Origin of the sequence: Fredinandcohnia onubensis (genome assembly GCF_002734215.1) — a bacterium.
Classification (GTDB): Bacteria; Bacillota; Bacilli; order Bacillales; family Bacillaceae_L; genus Ferdinandcohnia; species Ferdinandcohnia onubensis.
Window position 1 is genome coordinate 95,803 of sequence record NZ_NSEB01000015.1, and the last position, 26,570, is coordinate 122,372.

General features: G+C 39.4%; 22 protein-coding genes and 3 riboswitches. Of the genes, 21 read left to right on the forward strand and 1 reads right to left on the reverse strand.

The annotated features are described in order from the left end of the window. The first annotated feature begins 3 nt into the window (after positions 1–3). From CKK03_RS18360 to CKK03_RS18415, 12 genes are all read left to right on the forward strand, one after another. Positions 4–852: a polysaccharide deacetylase family protein gene (locus CKK03_RS18360; RefSeq protein ID WP_099363976.1), complete on the forward strand. Its 849-nt coding sequence runs from the start codon at positions 4–6 to the stop codon at positions 850–852. Between the two features lie 368 nt (positions 853–1,220). Further along, on the forward strand, positions 1,221–1,736 hold the full coding sequence (locus CKK03_RS18365) for a hemerythrin domain-containing protein (protein ID WP_099363977.1): 516 nt from the start codon (positions 1,221–1,223) through the stop codon (positions 1,734–1,736). A gap of 484 nt (positions 1,737–2,220) precedes the next feature. After that, positions 2,221–2,320, forward strand: a riboswitch (SAM riboswitch). 134 nt (positions 2,321–2,454) lie between these two features. Beyond that, positions 2,455–2,628 carry a YezD family protein gene (locus CKK03_RS18370; protein ID WP_099363978.1) on the forward strand — a complete coding sequence of 58 codons (174 nt, stop codon included), beginning with the start codon at positions 2,455–2,457 and terminating at the stop codon, positions 2,626–2,628. A gap of 183 nt (positions 2,629–2,811) precedes the next feature. Beyond that, a complete protein-coding gene (gene ssuE / locus CKK03_RS18375; RefSeq protein ID WP_099363979.1) occupies positions 2,812–3,363 on the forward strand; it encodes an NADPH-dependent FMN reductase in 552 nt (183 codons plus the stop codon). Positions 3,364–3,383: 20 nt separating this feature from the next. Further along, positions 3,384–4,769, forward strand: coding sequence for an LLM class flavin-dependent oxidoreductase (locus CKK03_RS18380; protein ID WP_099363980.1), 1,386 nt, complete (start codon positions 3,384–3,386; stop codon positions 4,767–4,769). A 142-nt stretch (positions 4,770–4,911) separates the two neighbouring features. Then, positions 4,912–5,733, forward strand: coding sequence for an alpha/beta fold hydrolase (locus CKK03_RS18385; protein WP_099363981.1), 822 nt, complete (start codon positions 4,912–4,914; stop codon positions 5,731–5,733). A gap of 503 nt (positions 5,734–6,236) precedes the next feature. Next, entirely contained in the window at positions 6,237–7,409 is a 1,173-nt protein-coding gene (locus CKK03_RS18390) for a sulfite reductase subunit alpha (protein ID WP_099363982.1), read from the forward strand. A 471-nt stretch (positions 7,410–7,880) separates the two neighbouring features. Then, positions 7,881–8,567 (forward strand): hypothetical protein, encoded by a 687-nt coding sequence (locus tag CKK03_RS18395; protein WP_099363983.1) that lies wholly within the window; start codon positions 7,881–7,883, stop codon positions 8,565–8,567. A 134-nt stretch (positions 8,568–8,701) separates the two neighbouring features. Beyond that, positions 8,702–9,313, forward strand: a complete 612-nt coding sequence (locus tag CKK03_RS18400; RefSeq protein ID WP_099363984.1) for a DUF4352 domain-containing protein — start codon at positions 8,702–8,704, stop codon at positions 9,311–9,313. 198 nt (positions 9,314–9,511) lie between these two features. Further along, on the forward strand, positions 9,512–10,075 hold the full coding sequence (locus CKK03_RS18405; RefSeq protein WP_099363985.1) for a tyrosine-type recombinase/integrase: 564 nt from the start codon (positions 9,512–9,514) through the stop codon (positions 10,073–10,075). 100 nt (positions 10,076–10,175) lie between these two features. Beyond that, positions 10,176–11,666 (forward strand): DUF1538 domain-containing protein, encoded by a 1,491-nt coding sequence (locus tag CKK03_RS18410; protein ID WP_099363986.1) that lies wholly within the window; start codon positions 10,176–10,178, stop codon positions 11,664–11,666. Further along, on the forward strand, positions 11,656–12,324 hold the full coding sequence (locus CKK03_RS18415; protein ID WP_099363987.1) for a P-II family nitrogen regulator: 669 nt from the start codon (positions 11,656–11,658) through the stop codon (positions 12,322–12,324). Before CKK03_RS18410 ends, CKK03_RS18415 begins: the two co-directional genes overlap by 11 nt. 97 nt (positions 12,325–12,421) lie before the next feature. On the opposite strand, the gene CKK03_RS18420 is transcribed toward CKK03_RS18415, so the two are convergent. Then, positions 12,422–13,567, reverse strand: a complete 1,146-nt coding sequence (locus CKK03_RS18420; RefSeq protein ID WP_099363988.1) for an ROK family protein — start codon at positions 13,565–13,567, stop codon at positions 12,422–12,424. A gap of 279 nt (positions 13,568–13,846) precedes the next feature. Between CKK03_RS18420 and xylA the strand changes: the two genes are divergently transcribed. From xylA to CKK03_RS18465, 9 genes are all read left to right on the forward strand, one after another. Next, positions 13,847–15,169, forward strand: coding sequence for a xylose isomerase (gene xylA / locus CKK03_RS18425; protein WP_099363989.1), 1,323 nt, complete (start codon positions 13,847–13,849; stop codon positions 15,167–15,169). A gap of 69 nt (positions 15,170–15,238) precedes the next feature. Further along, complete coding sequence (gene xylB, locus CKK03_RS18430; RefSeq protein WP_099363990.1) at positions 15,239–16,738, forward strand: xylulokinase; 1,500 nt, start codon at positions 15,239–15,241, stop codon at positions 16,736–16,738. A gap of 49 nt (positions 16,739–16,787) precedes the next feature. After that, entirely contained in the window at positions 16,788–17,771 is a 984-nt protein-coding gene (locus CKK03_RS18435; protein ID WP_099363991.1) for an aldo/keto reductase, read from the forward strand. A 97-nt stretch (positions 17,772–17,868) separates the two neighbouring features. Next, positions 17,869–17,974, forward strand: a riboswitch (SAM riboswitch). A 238-nt stretch (positions 17,975–18,212) separates the two neighbouring features. Further along, a riboswitch (SAM riboswitch) is annotated at positions 18,213–18,324 on the forward strand. 97 nt (positions 18,325–18,421) lie between these two features. Next, the gene (locus CKK03_RS18440) at positions 18,422–20,221 is read left to right on the forward strand and encodes a PLP-dependent aspartate aminotransferase family protein (RefSeq protein WP_099363992.1); all 1,800 of its coding nucleotides are present in this window, start codon (positions 18,422–18,424) and stop codon (positions 20,219–20,221) included. A 121-nt stretch (positions 20,222–20,342) separates the two neighbouring features. Then, entirely contained in the window at positions 20,343–22,307 is a 1,965-nt protein-coding gene (locus CKK03_RS18445; RefSeq protein ID WP_099363993.1) for an acetoacetate--CoA ligase, read from the forward strand. Continuing rightward, complete coding sequence (locus CKK03_RS18450) at positions 22,307–23,473, forward strand: thiolase family protein (protein WP_099363994.1); 1,167 nt, start codon at positions 22,307–22,309, stop codon at positions 23,471–23,473. Before CKK03_RS18445 ends, CKK03_RS18450 begins: the two co-directional genes overlap by 1 nt. Further along, the gene (locus CKK03_RS18455) at positions 23,470–23,889 is read left to right on the forward strand and encodes a Zn-ribbon domain-containing OB-fold protein (protein WP_099363995.1); all 420 of its coding nucleotides are present in this window, start codon (positions 23,470–23,472) and stop codon (positions 23,887–23,889) included. Before CKK03_RS18450 ends, CKK03_RS18455 begins: the two co-directional genes overlap by 4 nt. 49 nt (positions 23,890–23,938) lie before the next feature. Next, positions 23,939–25,267 (forward strand): MFS transporter, encoded by a 1,329-nt coding sequence (locus tag CKK03_RS18460; RefSeq protein WP_099363996.1) that lies wholly within the window; start codon positions 23,939–23,941, stop codon positions 25,265–25,267. A gap of 36 nt (positions 25,268–25,303) precedes the next feature. After that, positions 25,304–26,470 (forward strand): acetyl-CoA C-acyltransferase, encoded by a 1,167-nt coding sequence (locus CKK03_RS18465; protein ID WP_245864197.1) that lies wholly within the window; start codon positions 25,304–25,306, stop codon positions 26,468–26,470. Positions 26,471–26,570 lie beyond the last annotated feature (100 nt).

A 26,570-nucleotide genomic window follows, 5' to 3' on the forward strand; every position in this document is an offset into this window, starting at 1 on the left:
GAAATGAGTAAGAACTTCTTGATTCTCCTTCTGTTTTTTGCTCTTGTTGGAGGGGTTATTTATTTTATTTCTACAAAGGATTTTACTGATCCTGCAATGACGTTTCCCGAGGAACTAGACAAAGATGGATGCTTAGGTTTGACATATCATCGTGTTCGGAATGAGAACTTATTTTATAACATAATTGGCTTAGCCACTCAGGCTGAGGAATCAACGAAATTCAGTGTCTACACAGAGCAGTTTGAAACTCAAATGAAACAATTAAAAGAGCAAGGTGCAACCTTTGTTACTCCGGATGAACTAAGGGAGGCAAAGCAAACAGAAACTTTTCCTGAAAAATGTATTTGGATTTCTTTCGATGATATTGACGTGTCTGTTTATGAAAATGCCTTTCCTATTTTAAAGGAAAATAATATTCCTTTTACTTTATTTATCATTGCTGGCCAAGTTGGAAAGGATTACTCCAATTTGGAGATGGCATCATGGGAACAACTCCAAACCATGATAAATAGTGGGCTCGCAACAATTGGTTCACACACCTTTGACATGCATTATTTTTCAGAAGATGTCCCAGTGTTTTTCCTTGAAGGAAACTACCGAGATTTCCAAAAAGACCTTCAACTTAGTAAAGATACAATTGAAGAACAATTGAATGTGGAGGTAAAGGATTTCGCCTATCCATTTGGAAATGGCCGAGCAGATCTTGTAGATGCTATCAAACAATCAGGTTACAGTTCGGCATCAATTCTTGCCCCACGCTCAATCACTTCCGAAAATGACAACTACTGGATGAACCGCATTCTCGTCAATCAGCCCGTATTCGACGAAATCGTCCAGCAATGGATCAATTAAGAGTGGGACACAGGGACAGGTCCCGTGTCCCACCTTTTTTTGCAATTATGGTATTGAGATTAAAGGGTTTATAGTGTGGTCGTCACAATGGTAGGTTAAGTCCGATAAATTGTGATTTTTGTCCGATATATTTGGAATTGTGTCCTAAATACTTTGAACCTTGTCCGATAAGTTACCACCTTTGTCCAATATCTTAAAAACTACATTTTAAGTTAGTAGATTAGCCTCTTAAATCTATCATCTTACGAGCGTATTTGAGGACATGATGTGGGGTGAATTTGCATGTAGTGATTCCTATCACTAAAGTTTTCGAGAAATTAGCGTATGCTTTAGGAAGATACAAATGGCTGGGGGAAGGATGAAGTAGAATGCTAATAGAGGATCCAAACGTGAAGCTTAGTCCTCCGCTGCAACAATTAAAGGATGAGCACAAGTCATTGCGGGCAAACATGGACCGTTTTTACGAGATAGCGGAAGAAATAGAATACGAATCAGGCCCCGAAGTACTTGAATTGTTTTCAGAATTATACAAGCACGTTTCAGCTTTTAATAATGAGCTTACGGCACATTCGAAACGTGAGGATGAAGTACTGTTCCCAATCATGGAACGTCGTCTCGGTGATAAAGATCGAACCATCGAAACAATGGAATATGATCATCGTAAGGCTGAACAGCATCTACGGGATTACCTTGATGAAGCTACTCAAGCAGGAGCGAACATCAACGAATATGATGCGCAAACTATTACAGTTTACGCAGTCCAAGCTTATGCAACCTTAACACAACACTTCGCGAAGGAAGAAAATATGCTTTTTCCATTGGCTGAAAGAATATTGTCCGCTGAAGAAAAAGATGAGCTCGAACGATTGCTTCGAGATTTATAAAATAGCATAAACGGAGGCCCCGAATTATATAATAATTCGAGGTCTTTATTTGTGGTTTGCACCCAATATATAAGGCAGGTTTTTCCTATGATTTCCAAAAGTTATGGTATAAACAGTATTTATACTACGTGTATTACCAGTTTCATCCAAAAGTCATAAGAAAAAGAGCGTTTATGCTATGTGTTTTTTCCAAAATAATCCAAAAGTAGTATTATAAGCAGCGTTTATATTACATTAAATACCAGTTTTATCCAATAGTCATATCAAAAAGAGCTATTAAGAATTAACTTTTTCCAAGTATATACAAAAGTCCTAGCATAAACATTATTTTGGAGGTATGTTTACCGTCAAATCTATTAAAGTCATAATAATTACTATGACGAAATAACTAAAATTTCTACCTTTTAAAAATTTTCACGGAAATCGATTGACAGAAACAAAAATTCCGTGTAATTTATATATCAACAACTAAATTACCATTTTATTCTTATCCAGAGAGGTGGAGGGACTGGCCCATCGAAGCCTCGGCAACAGACAATTGTACTGTGCCAATTCCAGCAAGCGTAAAGCTTGAAAGATAGGAAGAGTGTATGAAATTATTCACGTATGCCCTCTTCTTAAATGAAGAGGGCTTTTTGTTTTTGGGCCAAAGAACTGATTGCCATACTGGTCAACCAATGGCAATGAATCATATACATCTTGAACAAGGGGGAGTTGTATGGCGCAGCTTGATGAATCAAAGGTGAAGCATATTTTATCGACCTTGGAGAAATTGGATTTTGGATCTATTGTGATCACGGTTCACAATGGGGAAATTACCCAAATCGATGCAACAGAAAAGAAGCGTTTTTCCTTGCAAAAATCTACATCAACCCAAACCACAACTAAGTAAATAATATGCCGATTAGACAACTAAAGGCATCTTTATTTTCAAAGCGTCCATATAAGACGTTTTAGATAAAGATGCCTTTTTTTATTTGATTTTTATCTTGGCGGAGAGGGAAATGCTTTATAGATATTCAAAATTAAACTCATTTAAATGAACAAAGAAAACACAAACGAAAGGATGATTAACATGAGTGAAATCGTAGTTTTATCAGGAAGTCCGTCTGAGAGTTCTAGAACGGATTTAGTCCTACAGTATGTTGGGAAAAAGCTGAAACAAGAGGGTTTCTCGGTCACACATGTATCTGTTAGAGATATTCCATTTGAGGACGTTTTTAATCTGAGGTTTGATAGTCCTGCACTTAAGGAACTGACTTTACTCCTTCAAGGGGCTGATGGAGTAATTGTCGGGTCGCCTGTATACAAGGCAGCCTACACCGGGGTTTTAAAAGCAGTCCTAGATTTGCTTCCCCAAGATGTGTTGGCGCAGAAAACAGTCTTACCAATCATGACAGGTGGAAGCCCAGCCCACTTACTTGCAATCGAGTTCAGCCTCAAACCATTATTGGCTGCATTAAAGGGGCAAAGCCAACAAGGAGTGTACTTCCAAGATTGCCAAATCGATAAAACAAAAGTAGTCAACCCAATAACAGATGAAAATGTGTTAGCTAGATTGAAAAAAGAGCTTTATTACTTTACCGAAACGGTTAATAAGAAAAAAGATTTTGCCTTAAAAAACTAACGGAAGAGGAGCTATTTAAAATGACTAAGAAAAGAATTTATTTAAATGCGTTTGATATGAATTGTGTGGGACATCAATCCCCAGGCCTATGGACGCATCCGGAGGATCAATCTCATCGTTATAAAGACAGCGAGTATTGGATTGAACTTGCAAAGCTTTTAGAAAAGGGTAGATTCGATGCTATATTTCTAGCAGACGTACTAGGGCCATACGATGTGTATCAAGGTTCTAGAGATGCTGCAATCCGACAAGGTACACAAACGCCTGTTAACGACCCATCCCTTGTTGTACCGTTAATGTCAGCGGTGACGAAGCATTTAGGATTTGGGGTGACTGCATCTGTTACCCATGAGCATCCATATACATTTGCTCGCAGGATGTCGACTCTGGATCATATTACAAAAGGGCGTGTAGGCTGGAATATTGTAACTTCATATTTAAAAAGTGCCGCTGTGAATATGGGGTTGGAAGATCAAATTAAACACGATGAGCGCTATGATATTGCCAATGAATACTTAGAAGTTTGCTATAAATTATGGGAAGGAAGTTGGGAGGATGATGCCGTTTTACTAGACAAACAGAATCGAATTTTCGCAGATCCAAGTAAAGTTCACGACATCAACCATGAAGGTAAGTATTATAAGGTTCCAGGTGCTCACCTTTGTGAGCCGTCACCACAAAGAACACCAGTACTTTACCAAGCCGGAACTTCTAGTAAGGGGCGCGCTTTTGCTGGTAAACATGCAGAATTAATCTTCATCGGTGCACCTACTAAAAATGCAGCAAAGCATTCTGTCCAGAAACTGCGAGAAGAAGCAAAAAAGGCTGGCAGAGCACCTGAGGAATTAAAAATACTTGCTTGTATTACGCCAATCGTTGGTCGAACAGAAGAAGAAGCGCAAGAAAAATACAATGAATATCAAAAACACGTAAGCTATGAAGGAGCATTAGCACTTTTGGGTGGCTGGACTGGAATCGATTTTTCAGAATATGGTCCAGATGAAAATCTTAAGTATGTTAAAAACGACGCGATTCAATCGACAGTTGAGAACTTTACAAAAATTGATTCAGATAAAAATTGGACGATTGATGAGATCAAAAAATATACTGGAATTGGCGGCCTAGGTCCTGTTACTGTTGGAAGCCCAGAACAGGTAGCAAATGATTTAGAAAGCTGGGTGGAAGATACCGGAGTAGATGGGTTTAACATTGCTTACGCGATTACACCTGGAACATTTAAAGATTTTATAGAACTTGTTGTACCGGTATTACAAGAAAGGGGTCTAGTACGAAAAGAATACGAAGGTGACACACTTAGAGACAGCCTATTTGGTCAAGGGAGCCAGTTGCCTGCCCATCATCCTGGAAAGCAATACTCCAAGACTCCAGCACTAGCAGTAAAATAAGCTGTAAAAAATAGTACCAGTTAAGTCTTCGAAACGCTTCGGAGGCTTTTCTATTTGGCATTTTTTGATTCACGATATAAAAGGAATTTAGATCTGAATAGATGAATATAGTGTTTAAAAGCTTAATATAGGAGGAGTTATGATGAGTACTAATGAGGGGAAATATATTGAAGTCGATCCGGGGGTCGAATTGTTTGTACAAGATGTTGGCGAAGGGGAACCTATTGTTTTCGTTCCAGGTTTTACTTTCACGACAGAGGTTTTTATTAAGCAAGTTCAGTATTTTTCAAAAACAAATCGGGTAATCGTAATAGACCCAAGGAGCCATGGAAGATCAACGATAACTCCTCATGGAAATGATTATGTCACACATGGTTCTGATTTGGCTTCCGTTCTGCAAGCATTAGATGTGAAAAATGCAACTCTAGTAGGCTGGTCGTTTGGTTGTTTTACAGTTTGGGAATATTTGAAGCAAAATGGCTCAGAACACATTAGATCTTTAATACTTGTGGATATGCCGCCTAAATCTTTATCGGTAAATGATGAAGATTGGGTTGAAGGCAAGCTAGATGATATTGCAGCAATCTATAACGGTTACTTACGAAATACAACAGGACATCGAGAGTTCATAACCAGTTATATCACCCAAGTAATGGTGCAGAGAGAACTTGAGATAGAAGAGCTAACCTGGTTAGTAGAGCAATCTTTGAAAACACCATATTACATCGCAGGTAATTTATTTGCTTCAGGTATGTTTTCAGATTATCGAGAGGAAGCCAAACAAGCTAGTAAAGCCGTTCCTACCTTAACGGTTGTCGCAGAGCACTGGGCGGATATTGCCATAAAGTATACAGAACAATTAACACCAGAATCTCAAGTGAAGATTCTAGGTGGCCACATGATGTTTTGGGAGCATGGTGAAAAGTTTAATGCGATTGTTAAAGATTTTCTACATGAAAAATAAGAATCTGACAATGGAACACAATCTAAAAGTTAGCATTTAAATCGAAAGAGAGCCCTTGAGCTCTCTTTTTTTGGGACGGAGGGACAGGTCCATTGTCCCAAACTTAAAAGAATCCATCTATGGACACAGGATTTGTCTAATGCGTCCTAAGAAGTATCAGTAACCACATATATTTTACACCAAGTAGTAAATAGCTCAAATAACATCCTATCCTGCATTTTCTAATGCTTCTGATGCACAAATGTTTCTAATGGTACAATATAATATCAAAGAACCACTTTGCTTCAACTCGAACAAATGCGAATGCTTGGGGTGCTACCCTGTTATGCAAAAAATATAGCATTAAAGAACTGGGGTTATGTAAAGACTAAGCGAATATATTGGGCTGCGTCCTTTTTTGGTAGTATAATGAAAAAGTGCCGAAAATGTGTCAAAATGCACACAAGATAACTTGTACATGTGTTATTCTAACTATATATATAACTGTTGGAGGTTTTTAGAAAATGCAACGAACTATAGATAACGAAAAAGATCCGAAAAAGCCTGTTCCTACAACATTTTCAAGAACAAATCCATTTCAAGCAAAAGTTCTTAAGAACATCAACTTAAATGGGGAAGGTTCTAGCAAGGAAACTAGACATATTGAACTATCATTAGAAGGTTCAGGATTCTCTTATATTCCTGGTGATACACTCGGAATTGCTCCCTCAAATGATCCAGAATTAGTCGCAACCCTTCTTGAGGAAATGAAGTGGGATGCAGATGAGGTTGTAACAGTTGGTCGTAAAGGCGAAACAATGCCGCTCAAAGAAGCATTGATAACGTATTTAGACATCACATTACTTACAAAGAAAATATTACAAGGGGCGGCAGCATTCACAGATAATGAAGATCTGCAAAAACTTGTGGAAGATACAGCAGCCATAAAAGAATATTGCGATGGACGGGACTTACTTGATATGCTACGTGACTTTGGCCCGTGGAAGGCTTCTGCCCAAGATATCGTTGCATTATTAAGACAAATGGTACCTAGACTTTATTCCATTGCGAGTAGTCTATCGGCACATCCAGACGAAGTTCATTTAACAATCGGTGCAGTGCGTTATACTGCGCACGGTCGTGAACGCAAAGGTGTTTGCTCTGTTCAATGTGCGGAACGAGTTCAGGAAGGCGATACACTTCCAGTCTTTGTTCAAATCAATAAACACTTCCATTTACCAGAAGAATTAGATAAAGATATTATCATGGTTGGTCCTGGAACAGGGATTGCGCCATTCCGTTCATTTATCGAAGAGCTTGCTGTAAATAAGGCAACAGGTCGTTCTTGGTTGTTCTTTGGAGATCAGCATAAAGCGACTGACTACTTGTATCAAGACGAATTGGAAAAATACCAACAAGACGGAATCTTGACAAAAATCGATGTTGCTTTCTCACGTGACTCTACTCAAAAAGTATATGTACAGCATAAAATGCTTGAGCATGGCAAAGAATTATTTGAATGGATTAACAACGGTGCTTATTTCTATGTTTGTGGAGATAAAGAACATATGGCAAAAGATGTGAATGAAGCCCTTCTCACAATCATTGAAAAAGAAGGCAGCGTGGACCGAGAAGCTGCAGAAGCATACCTAAAAGAAATGAAAACACAAGGTCGTTACCTACGCGACGTATATTAATTATCAAGTTTACAAAACCCTTCGCACTTGGCGAGGGGTTTTTTCACGGTTTGTGCTGTTTCCAGTTCTTCGACAATAAAAAATATTTTTTGACAAAATATTTACTTTAGGAAGGAAATGGGTTCGGTTTGGCGAATATATAAAAATAGATTTGAGAGGAGGTATGTTATGCAAACAGATAAAGAATATTTATAAGTCATTTTGCTGTACGTAACCATTTTTTAAGAATTTTTCTTTTGCCTCAATCGAATTCCACTACATGGATTTAGCCCACCACTTCATAACAATTTGCCCAAAAACTACTCTAAATTGAACTGACGATCCCACATGCTCTAATTTCCGAAAATATACAAATCTATCAAATGAGGTGCATTTTTTATTTTTTGGTGTCCGGTTTTATGCATGTTAAGAATATTGTGACGTGGTATGCTTTAATGTGTTTATAAAAAGTGAATAGGAAGGAAGATCATTTTGGCTAACCCATCTAAAAATGTTGTATCTTTCTCAAAAGGTGTGAATGAAGAGTTAATGGAGGTTGCTGAGGATATACTCATTTTCTCCTTTGAAAACTACGATAAAATAATTCTTCCAGAAGCAGAACGATTTTTCGATCAATTTCCTTTTACCGAGGGAGAAAGAGAATACTTTTATCCATATTATTATTGGTGGAAGGTCTTTTGTTCACGTGGTTTTTTACCTGAACACAAAACCATTTACCAGATGTTTTTGCATAAGAATAGAAGAAAGTTTAGGAAAAAACCCCTGTTAGAAAGTACGTTACTAAAGTGGCAATATGTAATTCCTAGTTTCTTTTATATTGAAGAAATGATATCAGATGGTTTATACCACTTATTTGATATTTTTGATTACCGCGAAAATAAAATAGTAGTTGTATCCCAGGAAGGGTTTAAACAACCAGACAGTAATGACGTTCTTGCAGGTATCGTTCTCCCCTTAGCAAATGGCGGATATTTTTCGCTATTTGATTTTTTTGTTATTCCCGATAAAATAAGAGCCCCCATAATCTCAAAACTCATAAGCTTTTACCAAAGTGATATTACCATTACAACCGGAGAATTCTTCTCTAGACATTATCCCGACATGTTAAAAATAACGTTTGACCATTTAATCGATAACAATATTAGGATAAATCAGTAAAAATCCTAGATTATTTAAATTTGCCGACTGAAGAAAGTCAATTGGGCAAGTTCTACTTTTCTGCGCGAAAATACGGGCTACTCTAAAAAAATTTCCATCGATTTGAACATTTATATATAAGGAGATGTTAGAAAATGACGAAAGAAAAGAAAGTGAAAGTAAGAAAACCGTTTTACAAAAAGGTTTGGGTCTGGATTTTGGTTGTGATTATAATCGGTGCGATTGCTAGTGGGGGCGGAGAGGAAGGGACGGAACAAGCCTCTACTACACCTAAAAAAGAAAAGTCTATCGAAAAAGATGAAGTTAAAGAGGAGGTAGTAGTAGAAATAGAGGAACCCGAAGAAGAGGTACAGACAGTTGGTATCGGACAACCTTTAATGGTTGGTGATGTTGTGTTTACTGTGACCGGTACAAGTACAGCTACAAATATTGGTGGTGAGTACGGAAAAAATTCTTCAGGAGAGTTTTTTATTTTGGATGTAGTTGTAAAAAATGAAGGAAAAGAAGCGATCACAACAGATTCCTCATTTTTTAAGTTAATGTCTGGGGATATCACATACGAAGCGGATTCAGAAGCGGGAATCTGGGCGAACGAAGACAATAATTTCTTCCTGCAAGATGTGAACCCCGGCATTGAGAACAAAGGAAAAGTGGTTTTTGATATCCCAGCAGGTACTTCAAATCTTGTCCTACAAGTACAAACCGGTTTCTGGGGAACAGAGACCGGAGAAATCACCCTGCAATAAGGGGCATAAAGCTCGTTTTGCAAAGAAGGCCTTCCATTTATGTGGAGGTCCTTTTTTTTATACAAAAGTTCTGATTTCACAAAATCTGGGATATGCCTGGGACAAGGGACCTGTCCCTGCGACCCATTTTTTATTGTGGTGTTACATAGTTGGTGTTAAAATATGGTTAAGTAACATTGGTAATTGGAGGAAAATCCTATGGAGTTTGTTGAACCTATAAAAAAGGTTGCTGATATTAAGGTTATGAAGGAAGTATTGAGTCAACATTCGCAGCGGGATTTGTTGTTCTTTGTCTTTGGGATCAACACCGGGATGAGGGTTAGTGAATTGCTTTCTTTAAAAGTCAGTGATATCTGGGATGGGGAGGATATAAAGGAATTTGTTTCGATAGAAGGTTCTTCCACAGATGAAATAACTGATTTCTATCTTAACCTTAGTGTGAAAACAGAATTAAGGAAGTATTTAAACCAAGTTGATTTGGAGGAGAGTGATTATTTATTTAAATCAAAAAAGCATGATAAGCCGATTACTCGTCAGCAAGCATATCGAATTATTAATCACGCGGCAAAAGAAGTTGGGATTCCAGGGAAAATCGGTACCCACACTTTAAGAAAAACCTTTGGGTATCATGCATATCGTAAGGGGATAGCCGTTTCCATCCTATCAAAAATTTATCGCCACCAATCCTCTGCAGAAACGTTACATTATATCGGTATTGATAAAAATGAAAAATATATTATAAAAGTGGATGTTAATCTATAATCCAAAATTTTATATGAACCGTCATTTTTGTAAATCAAGAGATATCAATTATTTTAGTTTTTCAGGTTAACCCAAATCTAATAGAAAGGAATGATCTAAATTGCATGTTTTAGTTTCTAAACTCGTAGAAGTTTTGTATGCGGTTCTCCCTATTACAGCCATCGTCTTGATACTAAACTTTACGTTGGTTCACTTAGATATGACACTAATAACTCGCTTTATCATTGGAGCGATTTTAATCATTATTGGATTGTCTATCTTTTTATTTGGAGTCGATCTAGGAATTACGCCAATTGGCCAGTCGATGGGAGCAAGTATTACAAAATCTAATAAAATATGGATTGTGGTGATAGCTGGATTAGCGCTAGGGTTTTTCATCTCAATTGCTGAACCTGATTTACATATCCTCGCCGGACAGGTTGATCTTGTTACATCCGGATTAATTTCTAAGAGCAGTCTTGTTGTGATCGTTTCAATTGGAATTGGTGCTTTAATTGCGGTTGGTCTTGCAAGAATTGTTTACAACTTTCCTTTATATAAATTGTTATCCATCTTGTATTTACTCATCTTTGTACTCGCCATATTCACTTCACCAGAATTTTTAGCCATATCATTTGACGCTTCAGGAGCAACGACTGGTGCATTGACCGTTCCGTTTATTTTAGCTCTTGCCTTAGGGGTTTCTACGCTAAAAAAGGATAGTAAAGCGTCTGAAAAAGATAGCTTTGGACTGGTAGCCGTTGCTTCTACAGGTGCGATTATCTCTGTCATGATCATGAACATCATTGCTAAAACGGATAAAATATCAGGAAGTTTGGAAGACTCTGAGGTTTCAAGCTCTATTATTGGACCTTTCTTGCATAAATTTCCAATCATAGCGTTTGAAATCATTATTGCGTTACTACCTATCTTACTTCTTTTTCTTATCTTTCAAAAAATCTCGTTTAAGAAGTCTAAGAAAGCAGTTCGGAAAATTTTAATGGGGCTCTTATTCACATTTATCGGACTTGTCCTGTTTTTAGTTGGAGTAAATGCCGGATTTATGGATGTCGGTACTGCAGTTGGGTACAGTATTGCATCTTTAGACAGTAAAGCATATCTTGTTATTGTAGCTTTTATCTTGGGGCTTGTAACAATATTGGCAGAACCTGCTGTTCACGTGTTGACACATCAAATAGAAGATGTTACAAGTGGGTATGTACCGAGAAAGACGGTTATGTTTTCTTTATCCATAGGAGTTGGTATTGCGGTCGCGTTGTCGATACTGAGGATATTAATTCCCGAATTACAGTTATGGCATTATCTTCTACCTGGGTATATGATTGCTATAGCGATGACTTATTTCGTACCGAAATTATTCGTTGGGATTGCATTTGATTCAGGCGGTGTTGCCTCTGGTCCAATGACAGCCACTTTTATCTTGGCGTTTATTCAAGGTGCAGCAGAGGCAATTGAAGGTGCCAATGTCCTAATAGATGGATTTGGAATGATTGCGATGGTAGCGTTAACACCATTAATTGCTTTACAGGTGTTAGGATTTGTATTTAAATTAAAATCAAAAAAAGGAGGACTGGAGAAGAATGTTGGGTAATTCTGAATCAGCCGACTTTGAACTGATTTGCATTATTGTAAATCATGGCATGGGAAGTAAAATCATGCAAACAGCTAAGAAAAACGGGATATCAGGGGGCACAGTGTTGTTAGGAACAGGCACGATAAAAAATCGCCTCTTAGAATTCTTAGCTTTAAACGATGTTAGAAAAGAAATTGTCTTAATGGTCTCTAATAGTAAGATAGCGGAACAAGCGCTAGATCAACTCGATAAAAAATTTAAATTCTCCAAACCCAATCATGGCATAGCATTTACGACTTCTGTTGGTCATATTGTTGGAGCAAGTAGCTGTAAAAGTGGAGAAATTAAAGAAGAGGAAGGTGCTGACAATCCAATGTATCATGCGATTACGGTGATTGTAGAAAAGGGTAATGCGGAAGATGTGATCGATGCAGCGGTCGAAGCTGGTTCTAAGGGTGGTACAATCATGAATGCAAGGGGTTCTGGAATCCATGAAACAAGTAAACTATTTTCAATGGAAATAGAACCGGAAAAAGAGATTGTATTGATTTTGTCCGAGACAGACAGCACTGATGCAATTGTAGAATCAATCAGGAAAAAAATTAAAATCGATGAACCAGGTAATGGAATCATTTTTATACAAGATGTTAAAAAAACGTACGGAATCTATAAGTAAAATGAGGTGCCAGCACTGACGTGTTAAAGAGTCGGGTGGGCACCTTTTTTGTAAAAATAAGGGAAAAATGGGACGATGGACCTGTCCCTCTGTCCCATTACCCTTTGATAAAGTTGTCAACGACGAAGGCTGATACGCCTAAGGAGGTTGAGTATTTTCCTAGTTTTGAGAAGTGGAGTTGCAGGTCGGTTTGGTGGAATGCAAGTGTGTGTTTTTCAATTGCATTCTGGATGGGTGCTTCAATCCATTCTTTTGCTTGTGCTAGTCGGTTTCCGATGATAACTTCCTCTGGGTTGAATGTATTAATGATGTTGTTAATACCAAGACCTAAATAATTTCCTATCTCTTTAAATAGATTTATCGCTATTTCATCGTTATTGGCTGCTAACTGGATTAGTTCATCTAATGACTGGGTGCCTGGTTCGGCCATTTCAAGTAATGCTTGCTCAGATGCATAAGCTTCCCAGCAACCTCTGCTTCCACAGTTACAGTGTTTCCCATTCATATCAATAATCATGTGTCCCATTTCACCGGAGAATCCATTTCTTCCTTTATAAAGCTCTTTGTTGACAATGATACCGACACCTATACCAATTCCAGCACTGACATAAAGGATGTTTTCGTGATCTTGACCAGCGCCGAATTGCTGTTCACCTACTGCACCGGCATTGGCTTCATTTTCAATGATAACAGGAACTTTATATAGTTTTTCAAGATCTTCTTTAATTTGTATATTACTCCAACCAAGGTTTGGCGCAAGAAGAATGGAGCCTTCATTATTCACGATTCCAGGAACGCCAACACCGATTCCGACAATTCCGTACCTACTCTTAGGCATTTGATCCATTAACGACTGAATCATGCCTTGAACAATGCTCATGATTGTCGCGTAAGTGGTACGATTTACGGAATAATTCTTTTCAATAAGAATAGTTCCTTTTAAATCGGTAAGGATCGTTAGTACATAGTTCACTCCGATATCTATCCCAATTGCATACCCAGCTGCCTTATTAAAATGAAGAATAACAGGGCGACGCCCGCCGCTTGACTCCCCTGGACCTGATTCGAAAATTAGCTCTTCCTCTAATAATTCAGTTACTAATGTAGAAACTGTTGTTTTATTTAAGCCTGAAATTTGAGCAATGTCAGCCCGTGAAATCGGCTCTTTTTCCATGAGCAATTGCAAGACTAGTGCTTTATTATTTTTCTTCACAACCTGTTGATTCCATGTCATCGTTCCCATGATTTAAACTCCTTATGTGTTAGTGTGTTTATTTTATCATAAAGCTTAGTCTAATGAGTATATTAAGATTAAACTTGTTTTGGTTGAGGTCTTGGATTTAAGACTATATTTTAAAGATTGATTATTTTTAATATTATCTATACACTTAGTTTGTTCGATAGACAAAGAAGGGGAGCGGTGCTATAATTTTGGTAGGAAAAGATTATAGGCTTTGAACCTTTTGTCATCAAATAAAAGCACTTACATATGAAACTACAAAAATACTAGGAGGAATAACCAATGGCTTATTTTGAATCAATTAATAAAATTCAATTTGAAGGACCGAAATCAACAAATCCTTTTGCATTTAAATATTACAATCCAGAAGAAAAGGTTAATGGCAAGTCAATGGAGGAACTTCTTCGATTCTCTGTAGCATACTGGCACACATTTACAGCTAACGGCACAGACCCATTCGGCGTAGGGACTGCAATACGTCCTTGGGATCACCTTAAGGGGTTAGACTTAGCAAAAGCTCGTGTTGAAGCATCATTTGAGCTTTTTGAAAAATTAGATGTTCCTTTCTTTGCGTTCCATGATGTTGATGTTTCTCCAGAAGGAAGTACATTGAAGGAAACAAATGAAAATCTTGATGTCATTGTTGCAATGATTAAAGATTACATGAAGAATAGCAAAGTAAAATTACTTTGGAACACAGCTAATATGTTCACAAACCCACGTTATACACATGGTGCTGCGACTTCTCCAAATGCAGATGTATTTGCTTACTCTGCAGCGAAAGTGAAAAAAGGATTAGAAGTTGCTAAAGAACTTGGTGCAGAAAACTATGTTTTCTGGGGTGGCCGTGAAGGTTACGAAACACTTTTAAACACTGATATGAAGCTTGAGATGGACAACTTAGCTCGTTTCTTCCACATGGCCGTTGACTATGCGAAGGAAATTGGATTAAATGTTCCATTCTTAATTGAGCCAAAACCAAAAGAGCCTACTAAGCACCAATATGATTTTGACGTAGCTACAGGTCTAGCATTCTTACAAAAATATGACCTAACAGATTACTTCAAGTTCAATATTGAAGCAAACCACGCAACACTTGCTGGTCATACATTTGAGCATGAGTTAAGAACAGCTCGTATTAATGGTATGCTTGGTTCAGTTGATGCAAACCAAGGGGATACATTGCTTGGCTGGGATACAGATGAATTCCCAACAGACCTCTATACAAACACATTAGCTATGTATGAAATTCTGCAAAATGGTGGACTAGGCAATGGTGGTCTAAACTTTGATGCAAAAGTAAGAAGAGGTTCATTTGATACAGATGATCTTTTCCACGCACATATTGCAGGTATGGATGCTTTTGCAGTAGGCTTAAAAGTGGCTAACAAACTAATCGAAGATAAAGTGCTTGATAACTTTGTAGAAGAGCGCTATAGCAGTTATACGAAAGGCATTGGCTTAGATATCGTAGAAGGAAAAACCAACTTCCGAGAGCTAGAAGCATATGCACTTGGATTAACTGAAATTAAAAATACATCAGGTAGAACAGAACGCTTAAAAGCGTTAATCAACCAATATCTACTAGAAACTTTAAATGCTTAATGAATAGAAACCAAGAATGTGCTGGATGTATGCTACTCCAGCACATTTTTGCAGAAAAGGATGATACGGATGAAATATATAATCGGTGTGGACCTCGGAACAAGCGCTGTAAAAATTTTACTAGTAAATCAAAACGGAGAAGTGGCTGGTGAGGTATCGAAGTCATATCCTCTTATTATTGAGAAATCAGGTTATAGTGAACAAAATCCGGAAGAATGGGTTGAAAAGACAACTGCAGGTCTAAAAGAACTCATTGCTCAATTCGATGGAGACGTAAATGATATTGAAGGAATTAGCTTCTCTGGACAAATGCATGGACTCGTTTTACTAGATAAAGAAAATCAGGTGTTGAGGAACGCCATTTTATGGAATGATACAAGAACGACAAAGCAATGTGAGAAAATCTATGAGACTTTTGGTAAGGAAAAACTATTGGAAGTAACAAAGAACCCTGCATTAGAAGGTTTTACATTGCCGAAAATTCTTTGGGTAAAAGAAAATGAGCCGCAAATATTCGAACGCTCTAATCTGTACATGCTTCCTAAGGATTATTTGCGTTATCGTATTACAGGTGCCATTCACATGGAGTACTCAGATGCGGCGGGGACATTGATGTTAGATGTGGCAAAACGTGAATGGAGTCAGGAAGTATTAGATGCATTTGGACTTATGCCGGAATTTTGTCCGCCTTTAGTGGAGTCACACGACTTTGTTGGTACGGTCATCCCTGAATTTGCTGAGGTAACAGGACTTTCTAAGGCCACTAAGGTATTTGCTGGCGGTGCGGATAATGCTTGTGGAGCGATTGGTTCAGGAATTTTATCAGAAGGCAAAACCCTCTGTAGTATCGGAACCTCAGGTGTGGTGTTGTCTTATGAAGAACGAAATGACCTTGATTTTGAAGGTAAGGTTCACTATTTTAACCATGGCGAAGAAAACACGTATTATACAATGGGTGTCACTCTTGCGGCAGGTTACAGTCTAAGTTGGTTCAAGGATACGTTTGCAAAAGAAGAAGCTTTTGATCAATTTTTAGAGGGTGTCGATGAAGTGCCTGCAGGCAGCAACGGTCTTTTATTTACGCCCTATATTGTGGGCGAAAGAACACCACATGCTGATTCAAATATCCGCGGTAGTTTCATAGGCGTTGATACAGCCCATGAACAAAAACATTTTGCTCGTGCAGTCCTTGAAGGAATTACATTTTCTTTAAACGAGTCGATTGTGATTTTCAGAAATAGTGGCAAAACGATAGATACCATTATTTCAATTGGCGGCGGTGCGAAAAACGAAACTTGGCTACAAATGCAGGCGGATATTTTTAACGCAAAAATAGAGAAATTAACATCTGAACAAGGTCCAGGAATGGGAGCAGCTATGCTTGCTGCATATGGCAGTGGATGGTTTGAATCACTAAAAGAATGTGCAGATACATTCCTACAAACTTCAAAAACATATGAACCAATTCCAGAAAATGTGGAAGCGTATCAAAAATTATTTGCGTTGTATCAACAAGTCTACAGACAAACAAAGGATCTCAATAAGCAATTGAGAGAATTTAGGAAGTAAAAGTACCCCCGTAATTTCGTGTAGGGTATTTTTGAAGGGAGAGGTATCATTGAATTATCGTAAACTTGGGAACACTGGAATAAAAATTAGTGAAGTGAGCTTTGGTACTTGGGCGATCGGCGGTGCTTGGGGGAAAACGAGTGATACTGAAGCACTTCGGTCTTTGGAATTTGCAATGGATCAAGGTGTAAACTTTTTTGATACAGCCGATGTGTATGGTGACGGGCACAGTGAAGAGTTGTTGGCCAAGGCAACGAAAGGCAAGGGAGACAGTATACATATTGCCACAAAATTCTGTCGTCAGGGTGATATTTTTGATCCGCAAAATTATAGTTATGAGGAAGTAAGCCGCTACTGTGAAGACAGCCTTCGTCGTTTAAAGCGAGATGTAATAGATTTGTATCAAATTCATTGTCCAGCTACAGAGATATTACAGGATGGCAGTGTGTTTGAAGTACTTGACCGTTTGCAAAGGGAAGGGAAAATCAGACATTATGGTGTGAGTGTGGAGACAGTTGAGGAAGGGATCATTTGCTTGGAGAACCCAAATGTGAAAAGCCTGCAGATTATTTTTAATATGTTCCGTCAAAAACCGTTGGAAGCTTTAATCCCGGAGGCATATAAGAAAGGCGTTGGATTACTTGTAAGATTGCCACTTGCGAGTGGTTTGCTCACTGGTAAATTTACTACTGAACATGTTTTTGAAGAGGGTGATCACCGTCGTTATAATGAAAATGGTGAGGCTTTTAATGTCGGGGAAACATTTGCCGGACTTGGTTTTAAAAAAGGGGTTGAACTTGCTGACCAATTAAAGTGGATAGCAGAAGGAAGGAACTCAATGGCTAGTGCAGCACAGCGCTGGATTTTGGACCATAAAGAGATTACATGTATTATTCCTGGATTTAAAAATATTAAACAAGTTCAAGACAATTTATCTACACTGGAAACTCAACCATTTACTGATGATGAAAAGGAAAAAATCCAGAACTTCTACAATGAAAATGTAAAAGATTTCATTAGAGGTGCCTATTAACTTTGAGGTCCATACCTAAAAAACATTTCATAAAAAAACCGTTGACTAAATTATCTAAAATGTTTAAAATTACTAATAAAGTTAAATAAAGCAATTCTTCTTATTAAGAGAGGTGGAGGGACTGACCCTACGAAGCCTCGGCAACCAGCATTTGAATGCCCGGTGCCAAGTTCAGAGGAGTATTTTTATTCCGAAGATGAGAAGGTGGACGAATGTGAGTATTAGTTTGTATATTCATGAGCCCCTTCTGGTCTATCAGAAGGGGCTTTTGTTTTAGGGTAGAAGAAGTAGCACGTATCCAATAATTAACTAAATAGAATAGAAAAAATCTTATAAATAGATATATTTTTCTAAAAAATAAATTGACTGAAAAAATAAAGTATTCTATAATACTTTATATGATTGAAGGATTAACGCGTTAATACGCCATTTGAATAAAAAATCTTATCCAGAGAGACTTAGGGAACAGGCCCGATGAAGTCCAGCAACCTTCAAGTGAAAGCTTGAAAAGGTGCTAATTCCTGCAGGTGCGTGTGCATCTGAAAGATAAGTTGAGGCCCCCTCTTCTTATTTTGAGGGGGCCTTTTTTTTACATAAAGTCAGTACTTATCTAGCAAACTTGTAGAAAATTAAACTTGGAGGTTTAAACAATGACAAAACAATATGATACTTATGATGATGAAACGATACTTTTACATGGTGGTCAATCGCCAGATCCGACAACTGGTTCACGTGCAGTGCCGATTTATCAAACAAGTTCTTTCGTATTTCATAATACAGATCATGCTCAAAGCCTATTTAGTCTTGATGAGTCAGGTAATATTTATTCTCGAATCGGTAACCCGACTGTTGATGTGCTTGAGAAACGGATCGCGTTGTTGGAGGATGGTGTCGCAGCTGTAGCAACGTCTTCAGGAATGGCCGCAATTGCTCTATCCATTATGAACGTTGCACAAGCAGGAGACGAAATTGTAGCAGCTTCGAATTTATATGGCGGAACTTACAATCTTTTCGCGGTTACGCTTCCGAAATATGGAATCAAGACTCATTTCGTCGATCCAACAGATCCTGAAAATTTTAGAAAAGCGATTACGCCGAGAACAAAGGCCGTATTTGCTGAAACGATCGGAAACCCAAGCTTGCATGTTTTAGATATTGAAGCAGTATCAGCGATTGCACATGAAAATGGAGTACCGCTTATTATTGATAATACATTTGCTTCTCCATATGTTTGTAAACCAATCCAATATGGTGCTGACATAGTGGTTCACTCCGCAACAAAGTGGATAGGTGGACATGGAACGACAATTGGTGGGTTAGTCGTTGATGGAGGCCGTTTTAATTGGAACAGTGAAAAGTTTCCAGGATTTACAGAGCCAGATCAAAGTTATAACGGAATAAAATATGCGAATGAATTTGGAACATTAGCATTTAGTACAAAACTGAGAGTTCAGCTTTTAAGAGATTTTGGTTCTTCATTAAGCCCACATAGTGCATTCCTATTGATACAAGGTCTTGAAACATTACACCTAAGAATCGAAAAGCATAATGAAAATGCACTGAAAGTTGCAAAATTCTTAAAAGACCATCCTGCGGTTGATTGGGTTTCATACCCTGGTCTTGAAGAGCATCCAGCACATGAACTAGCTACTAAATATTTGCGTTCTGGATATGGTTCTATCGTAAACTTTGGCATTAAAGGCGGTAGGGAAACTGGTAAGAAAGTCATTAATAACATTGCGTTATGGTCGCATGTGGCTAATGTTGGAGATGCCAAGTCACTTATTATTCACCCAGCATCAACAACTCATCAGCAGCTAAGTGCGGAAGAGTTAGTAAAAACAGGAGTAAGTGAAGAATTAATCCGTTTATCGGTCGGTATTGAATCATACCGTGATTTAGTGAATGACTTGGATCAGGCTTTTTATGAAGCGACAGGCATTTCATCAAAAGGTGAGCAAAAAGGAGAAACAGCGGTTAACGATGAGGGAGTTATACGCTGGGCACTTCAATCAACATTTATTCGTGAAGAAGTTGAAGGGAAGGAAGTTCAACGTGCAAAAACAATTGCTGTTGTTGGTCTAAGTGGTAATCCAGCCCGCCCAAGCTACAGACTTGCTCGGAAAATGCAGCGTCTAGGTTATAAAATTATCCCGGTTAATCCAAGGGAAACAGAAGTACTTGGTGAACAGGCATATCCAGATTTAACATCAATTCCAGTTAAGATAGATATCGTTCAAGTATTCCGAAGTCCAGAGGCAGCAATTGGCGTTGCAGCAGAAGCTGCAAAAATTCAACCAAAAGTATTCTGGCTACAAGAAGGGGTTATCTCCCCAAGGGCAGTGGAAGTTGCGAAAGAAGCAGGTCTTGAGGTTGTACAAAACAGATGTACCTATAAGGAGGCACAACGTCTCAGAGGTGCAATTGTGACGTATGCTTGTGAAATTTAATTATGAAGAATTCCCCTACCTCTATAGGTAGGGGATGATTGTAAAGAGAATCTATTAAAACATGAACTAAGGGATGGGTGTAGCGAGAATGGCTTCTCTTAGTATGAGGGAGGAATAGATAATGACAACACAACACAGCTTACTAGAATCCAAGGTTCTATGGAAGCCAAGTGAAACTTGGGTCTCACAGTCAAATTTGATGAAGTTTTCACATGAGATCGGTTTTCCACTCCTACCCTATGAACGCTTTCATCGCTGGTCAGTCGCTCAACCAGAATCATTCTGGTCAGCAGTATGGGACTTTGCAAATGTTATTGGAGATAAGGGAGAAAGAGTCGTAGTTCCTCCAAGCGATGGTGGCATGCTAGGTACACAATGGTTTCCTGATTCCAGAATAAATTTTGCGGAAAATATTTTACGTGGTGACGACCTGCAAACCGCGGTTATTGAATCAGATGAAAACGGCGTATCTCAAACGATCACTATGGGAGAACTGCGTAATAGGGTGGCACGTGCCCAGTCTGGGTTAAAGAGTTTGGGAGTAAGTGCTGGTGATCGTGTTGCTGGAATTGTAACAAATAGAATTGAAGCGTTCGTAGCCTTATTGGCAACCGCTTCATTAGGTGCTGTTTGGACATCATGCTCTCCTGACTTTGGTCCAAAAGGGATTATCGATCGGATTGGGCAAGTTCATCCAAAGGTATTAATAGCAACTTTGGATTATCAATATAACGGAAAGTTTTATGATATTCGAGATAACATCTCAGCTGTAAGTGAGGTACTGAACGATGTTTCCGCTATCGTGACTTTATCTGAGAGTGGAGATATATCGATTAATCAAGAAACGAAAGTGATGAGCTGGCAAGAGCTATGTCAAAATGAATCATCTCATCTGGAATTTACCCGAGTTCCCTTCAATCATCCGCTTTACATCCTTTATACTTCGGGGACTACTGGGCTGCCAAAGGCCATTGTTCATTCAGTCGGAGGTACATTAATTCAACACTTAAAGGAACATCAGTTACATTGTGATTTAAAAGCTGGAGATGTGTTGTTTTGGTACACCAATACGGCATGGATGATGTATCCTTGGCTGCTATCTGGATTAGCAAGTGGTGCGGCCATTCTCCTTTATGACGGGTCACCGATACCAAAGGCAAATATAGGAATCCTTTGGGAGATTGCAGAAGAGATTGGGCTTACGCATTTCGGAACGAGTCCTAAGTATTTAGAAACCTTGGCGAAGTCAGGTTATCAGGTGGGGCAGAAACATAACCTTTCATCTTTGCGCAGTGTCCTTTCTTGTGGTGCGCCTTTATCGGCAGAACAGTATGACTGGATATATAGTGACATCAAGCAGGATATCATGTTGGCTTCGATTTCAGGTGGTACTGAAATCATTGGATGTTTTGTGATGGGTTCCCCTGTACATCCAGTAAGACGCGGGGAAATTACCTGTAAAGCACTTGGTATGGCAGTAGATGTCCTCGATGAAAGAGGAGTATCTGTCATCAATGAAAAAGGGGAGTTAGTGTGCACAAGGGCTTTTCCTAGTATGCCAATTACATTCTGGGGAGAGGACGGAGATGAGCGCTATTTTAAAGCCTATTTTGCTGAACGTCCTGGTATATGGTCACATGGTGACTTCGCTGAACAAACAATAGAGCAAACATTGGTCATTTACGGAAGAGCTGATACTACGCTTAATCCTGGCGGTGTCCGGATAGGAACTGCTGAAATCTATCGAGTTGTGGAGCAGCTTCCTCAGGTACAGGACTCAATCGTTTTTGGCTACCCTGTCGACAATGATGAGGAGATTGCACTGTGTGTCGTCACCGAGGATGGATCATTGGATGATGCATTAGCGATTCATATTCGTAAGGAAGTTAGGGAAAAAGCTTCACCGCGGCATGTGCCAAGACGTATATACAGTGTCAAAGAGATTCCTTATACAATTAACGGCAAGAAGGTAGAAGGGGCAGTCCGTTCAACTGTTCTTGGACAGCCAATAAAGAACAGGGGCTCACTTGCCAACCCAGCATGCCTAGAAGAATACAGCAGCTTGTCTGAAAGGAGTTTCATATAATGGTTAAACGCCGAGTTCCAAAAGGTGCAATTATAGGGATTGGAGAACTTACTCCAGTCCGTTATAGCGAGGGTGTGACAACTCTTGGATTAATTGCCGAGTCAGTAAGGCTGGCCATTAAAGATGCCGGAATTGAAAAAGACGAGATAGATGGTTTATTAATTGGCCCCCAAGTAGGCGAGACTCCGCAGCATGTGCCAGCTACTGTTGCGGAATACCTTGGTCTTGAGCCGACAATGTCAAATGTAGTTGATCTTGGAGGTGCAACCGGTGCGGGAATGATATGGAGAGCGGTAGCTGCAATAGAAGCGGGAATGTGTGAAACAGTTGTATGTGTGCTTGCAAATATCAACGAAAAGGGAAAAGCCTTACGTTCACCAAACCGTAATCCAATTCGTGAATTTGACGTTCCATTTGGGGCTTCTGGCGCAAACACTTCTTATGCACTGTTAAAGCAACGGCACATGGCGGAGTATGGATCGAAACAAGAAGATTTTGCACTCATTGCTCATTGGGCTCGAAAAAATGCGCAGCTCAACCCAAAAGCCATTACATACGGAAAACCAGCCTCTGTTGAGGACGTGTTAAATTCTCCGCTAATTGTGGATCCCTTGCATTTATTTGAAATCGTTATGCCTGTAGCAGGTGGGGCAGCTGTCGTTGTTACCTCCGTTAAAAATGCCTCTAAGGGAGGACATTCTCCAGTTTATTTACTAGGGGCGGGTGAGAAAATCACTCATAGAGCCGTCAGCCAAGCCCCTGCATTGGAAAATGCTCCACTAAGCTATGCGATCCCAAGAGCATTGGATCAAGCAGGTTTATCAGTAAAAGACATGGATTTACTTTCTATCTATGATTGCTATACGAGTGTAGTTGCACAAACATTAGAAAATGCCGGTCTATGTACACCTGGAAAATTTGGTTCCTGGATGAAGGAGCATACTTTCGGTCATGACGGTGATTGGCCACTTAACACGCACGGGGGTCAATTAGGATTTGGTCAGGCAGATCTTGCTGGTGGGATGTCACATATTATTGAAGCTGTTCATCAATTGCGACATGAAGCAGATTTTAGACAAATTCCAAATGCACGACATGCTTTGATAACAGGGAATGGAGCTACATTGAGTGAAGCAGCTGCTCTGATCTTGGGGGTGGAATCATGATAGAAAAAATTGAAAATTTAACGGTTCCAGGTCCGACGATAACACCGATCACTAAGCCGTTCTGGGATGCAGTAGCTCGTGAGGAATTTATTTTGCAGAAATGCTGTGATTGTGGTGAATGGGTATTTTATCCTCGTTCCCATTGCCCGCATTGCTGGAGTAACCAGTTAGAATGGAAACCAGCTTCAGGAAAAGGAACGTTAAAGACGTGGAGCATTGTACATAGACCTGGTCATCCAGGGTGGGCAGCAGTTACACCTTATGTATTAGGGGTTGTTGAATTAGAAGAAGGTCCTTCGATGCTGACACATCTATTAGTTGATTCTGATCAAGAATTAAAAATTGGGCAGCCACTGAAAGTCAAATATATAAAATGCAATGATGTTTGGTTGCCATTTTTCGAAAGTAAGGAATGAAAAATGGCCTTAAGACATATTACACCATCGTAAAAAGGGAGGAAAGTCGATGTCAACAGCTCCAGTAATTCAGGAGGATATAAATACCGAGAAAAAAGGTTTTTCTAAAGAACATCGCAAGGTCGGTTTGGCAAGCTTTATTGGTACAACAATTGAATGGTATGATTTCTACTTATACGGTACAGCTGCTGCTTTAGTATTTCCTGCATTGTTTTTTCCAACTTTCGACCCTCTATATGGGACACTAGCAGCCTTTGGGTCATATGCTGCAGGATTTATTGCTCGTCCGTTAGGAAGCGCGGTATTTGGACATTTTGGTGATAAAATTGGCAGAAAAAAAATGCTTACACTTTCACTATTATTAATGGGAATCGCAACATTTTTAATGGGGCTGATTCCATCCTATCAAACAATCGGATTGATGGCTCCACTATTAATAAGTCTTTTGCGCATTGTACAGGGATTTGCTGTTGGTGGTGAGTGGGGTTCAGCGGTAGTAATGGCGGTTGAACATGCACCGAAAGGAAAACGGGGGTTATATGGCAGCTTTCCACAGATGGGAGTTCCGGCAGGACTTCTATTATCCACCTTCGTGTTCTCAATGGTAAATAACAGTATGTCAAATGAAGCCTTCCTTGCTTGGGGCTGGCGTATTCCATTTTTACTAAGTGCTATACTTGTCATCATTGGACTTTGGATTCGTTTAAGAGTGAGTGAATCGCCTGTATTTGAGGAACTGGCTGAAAAGAAACAGATAGAGGAAAAGCCTGTGCTTACCGTTCTACGCAGCCAGAAAAAACCATTATTCTTAACGATTGGTATGAAATTAGTTCAAAACGCAACGTTTTATATCTATTCTGTATTTGTTCTAACGTATCTCGTAGGTACAGTTAATGTCGATCGCTCCATTGGTCTAAATGCAGTCATGATCTCCTCAGTAGTTGGTTTAGTGACCATGCCACTATGGTCCTACTTATCTGATAAGATTGGCCGTAAACCCGTCTATTTGGGTGGGACAATAGCTACGACGCTGTTCATTTTTCCGTTTTTCGCGCTGATGGACACAGGATCGGTACTTTGGATCACAATCGGAATCGTGCTTGGATTGAATGTCATTCATGACTCTGTTTACGGTCCTCAAGCAGTATACTACTCAGAGCTTTTTGGGTCGAAGGTTCGTTTAAGTGGTGCTTCCATTGGTTACCAAATTGGAGCTATCCTAGCAGGTGGATTTTCCCCTCTAATTGCGACTTGGTTACTAGCAAAATATGATGGGCAAAGCTTACCAATCATTCTATATTTAACCGCACTAGGTGTGATAAGCATTATTGCAACGTTATTCGCACGGGAAACGTACCGTGATTCACTAACCCAGTAATTTAGTTTAGTTTCAATTAATCTACTAAAAGGATGGGTGATTTCGTTGAAAAAAACTGTGTTAATTGATGGAGTTCGTACTCCTATTGGACGATTCAAGGGAAGCTTAAACAAGAAAACAGCAACTGAACTAGGTGTTGCGGCAGTTTCGGAGCTCGTTCGCCGTGTTCCTGAAACTGCTAATGTAGATGGCGTTATACTAGGTCAAGTCATACAGGCTGGGCAAGGTCAGAACCCTGCGCGTCAAGTTGCTTATCAAGCTGGTGTTGGGATACATACCCCTGCCTTAACATTAAACAGCGTTTGTATTGCTAGTTTAGCAGCGGTATCTGATGCTGCTCGCCGTGTAGAAAGAGGAGAAGGGGATCTATTTGTTGTTGGAGGCTTTGAATCCATGACAAATGCACCTCATGTATCTAACCTTAGACGAGAAGTTAAGATGGGTGCTGTCGAATTCTATGATACGTTGAATGACGGTTTGTGGTGTGCACTTTCTGATCAATCAATGGGCGGGTTATCTGAACGTACAAATCGTGAATTACATATTAGCCGAGAAGAACAAGACGAATTTGCTCTACACTCACAACTACGGGCAGCTAGGGCACAAAGTAATGGAGTTTTTAAGGATGAAATAGTAGGAGTTCATGTTTCCGGGCAGCTTATCACCGAGGATGAATGTATTCGACCTCAAACCTCCATTGACAAGTTACAAAAGCTTTCCCCAGCATTTGAAGAAGAGGGAACGATTACTCCTGGAAATGCTAGTCCGATGTCAGATGGTGCGAGCGCGGGTCTAATTTCAAGCTTAGAAACATGTGAAAAGATAGGGAAGTCTCCGCTTGCAACGATTGTTGACTGGTCATTTGTAGCAGGGCCAGACCCATCCTTGCACCTCCAGCCGGCAAATGCAATACGGGCTTTATTGGATCGTAGAAATTTACGCCTTGCAGATATTGATTTGTTTGAGATTAATGAAGCTTTTGCAAGTGTTGTGATTGCAAGTCAGCAAGAGCTCGGGCTTCCTTCCGATGTGGTTAACGTGAACGGAGGAGCAATCGCTCTTGGCCATCCTCTAGGTGCTAGCGGATTCCGGCTTGTTTTAACACTTGCTCGTGAACTTAAACGACGCGGAGGCGGCCGAGGCATTGCATCTATGTGTGGCGGTGGAGGCCAAGGAGCAGCCGTTTTAATAGAAGTAGAATAAGTATTTCATAATATATCAAAAATACTCAAGATGTAAAAATAAGAGTCTAGGAAATGTTTTAAGGCTTCTGTCCTTTTTGGTGGGCAGATGCCTATTTTTT

What these genes read in the sequence shown, in the direction of transcription:
- CKK03_RS18420 (WP_099363988.1), bottom strand. Translation starts at nt 13,567, where the DNA reads ATGGGAACGATGACATGGAATCAACAGGTTGTGAAGAAAAATAATAAA.
- CKK03_RS18400 (WP_099363984.1), top strand. Translation starts at nt 8,702, where the DNA reads ATGACGAAAGAAAAGAAAGTGAAAGTAAGAAAACCGTTTTACAAAAAG.
- CKK03_RS18460 (WP_099363996.1), top strand. Translation starts at nt 23,939, where the DNA reads ATGTCAACAGCTCCAGTAATTCAGGAGGATATAAATACCGAGAAAAAA.
- CKK03_RS18405 (WP_099363985.1), top strand. Translation starts at nt 9,512, where the DNA reads ATGGAGTTTGTTGAACCTATAAAAAAGGTTGCTGATATTAAGGTTATG.
- CKK03_RS18365 (WP_099363977.1), top strand. Translation starts at nt 1,221, where the DNA reads ATGCTAATAGAGGATCCAAACGTGAAGCTTAGTCCTCCGCTGCAACAA.
- CKK03_RS18445 (WP_099363993.1), top strand. Translation starts at nt 20,343, where the DNA reads ATGACAACACAACACAGCTTACTAGAATCCAAGGTTCTATGGAAGCCA.
- CKK03_RS18415 (WP_099363987.1), top strand. Translation starts at nt 11,656, where the DNA reads ATGTTGGGTAATTCTGAATCAGCCGACTTTGAACTGATTTGCATTATT.
- CKK03_RS18380 (WP_099363980.1), top strand. Translation starts at nt 3,384, where the DNA reads ATGACTAAGAAAAGAATTTATTTAAATGCGTTTGATATGAATTGTGTG.
- xylB (WP_099363990.1), top strand. Translation starts at nt 15,239, where the DNA reads ATGAAATATATAATCGGTGTGGACCTCGGAACAAGCGCTGTAAAAATT.
- CKK03_RS18455 (WP_099363995.1), top strand. Translation starts at nt 23,470, where the DNA reads ATGATAGAAAAAATTGAAAATTTAACGGTTCCAGGTCCGACGATAACA.
- ssuE (WP_099363979.1), top strand. Translation starts at nt 2,812, where the DNA reads ATGAGTGAAATCGTAGTTTTATCAGGAAGTCCGTCTGAGAGTTCTAGA.
- CKK03_RS18385 (WP_099363981.1), top strand. Translation starts at nt 4,912, where the DNA reads ATGAGTACTAATGAGGGGAAATATATTGAAGTCGATCCGGGGGTCGAA.
- CKK03_RS18390 (WP_099363982.1), top strand. Translation starts at nt 6,237, where the DNA reads ATGCAACGAACTATAGATAACGAAAAAGATCCGAAAAAGCCTGTTCCT.
- CKK03_RS18450 (WP_099363994.1), top strand. Translation starts at nt 22,307, where the DNA reads ATGGTTAAACGCCGAGTTCCAAAAGGTGCAATTATAGGGATTGGAGAA.
- CKK03_RS18370 (WP_099363978.1), top strand. Translation starts at nt 2,455, where the DNA reads ATGGCGCAGCTTGATGAATCAAAGGTGAAGCATATTTTATCGACCTTG.
- CKK03_RS18440 (WP_099363992.1), top strand. Translation starts at nt 18,422, where the DNA reads ATGACAAAACAATATGATACTTATGATGATGAAACGATACTTTTACAT.
- xylA (WP_099363989.1), top strand. Translation starts at nt 13,847, where the DNA reads ATGGCTTATTTTGAATCAATTAATAAAATTCAATTTGAAGGACCGAAA.
- CKK03_RS18360 (WP_099363976.1), top strand. Translation starts at nt 4, where the DNA reads ATGAGTAAGAACTTCTTGATTCTCCTTCTGTTTTTTGCTCTTGTTGGA.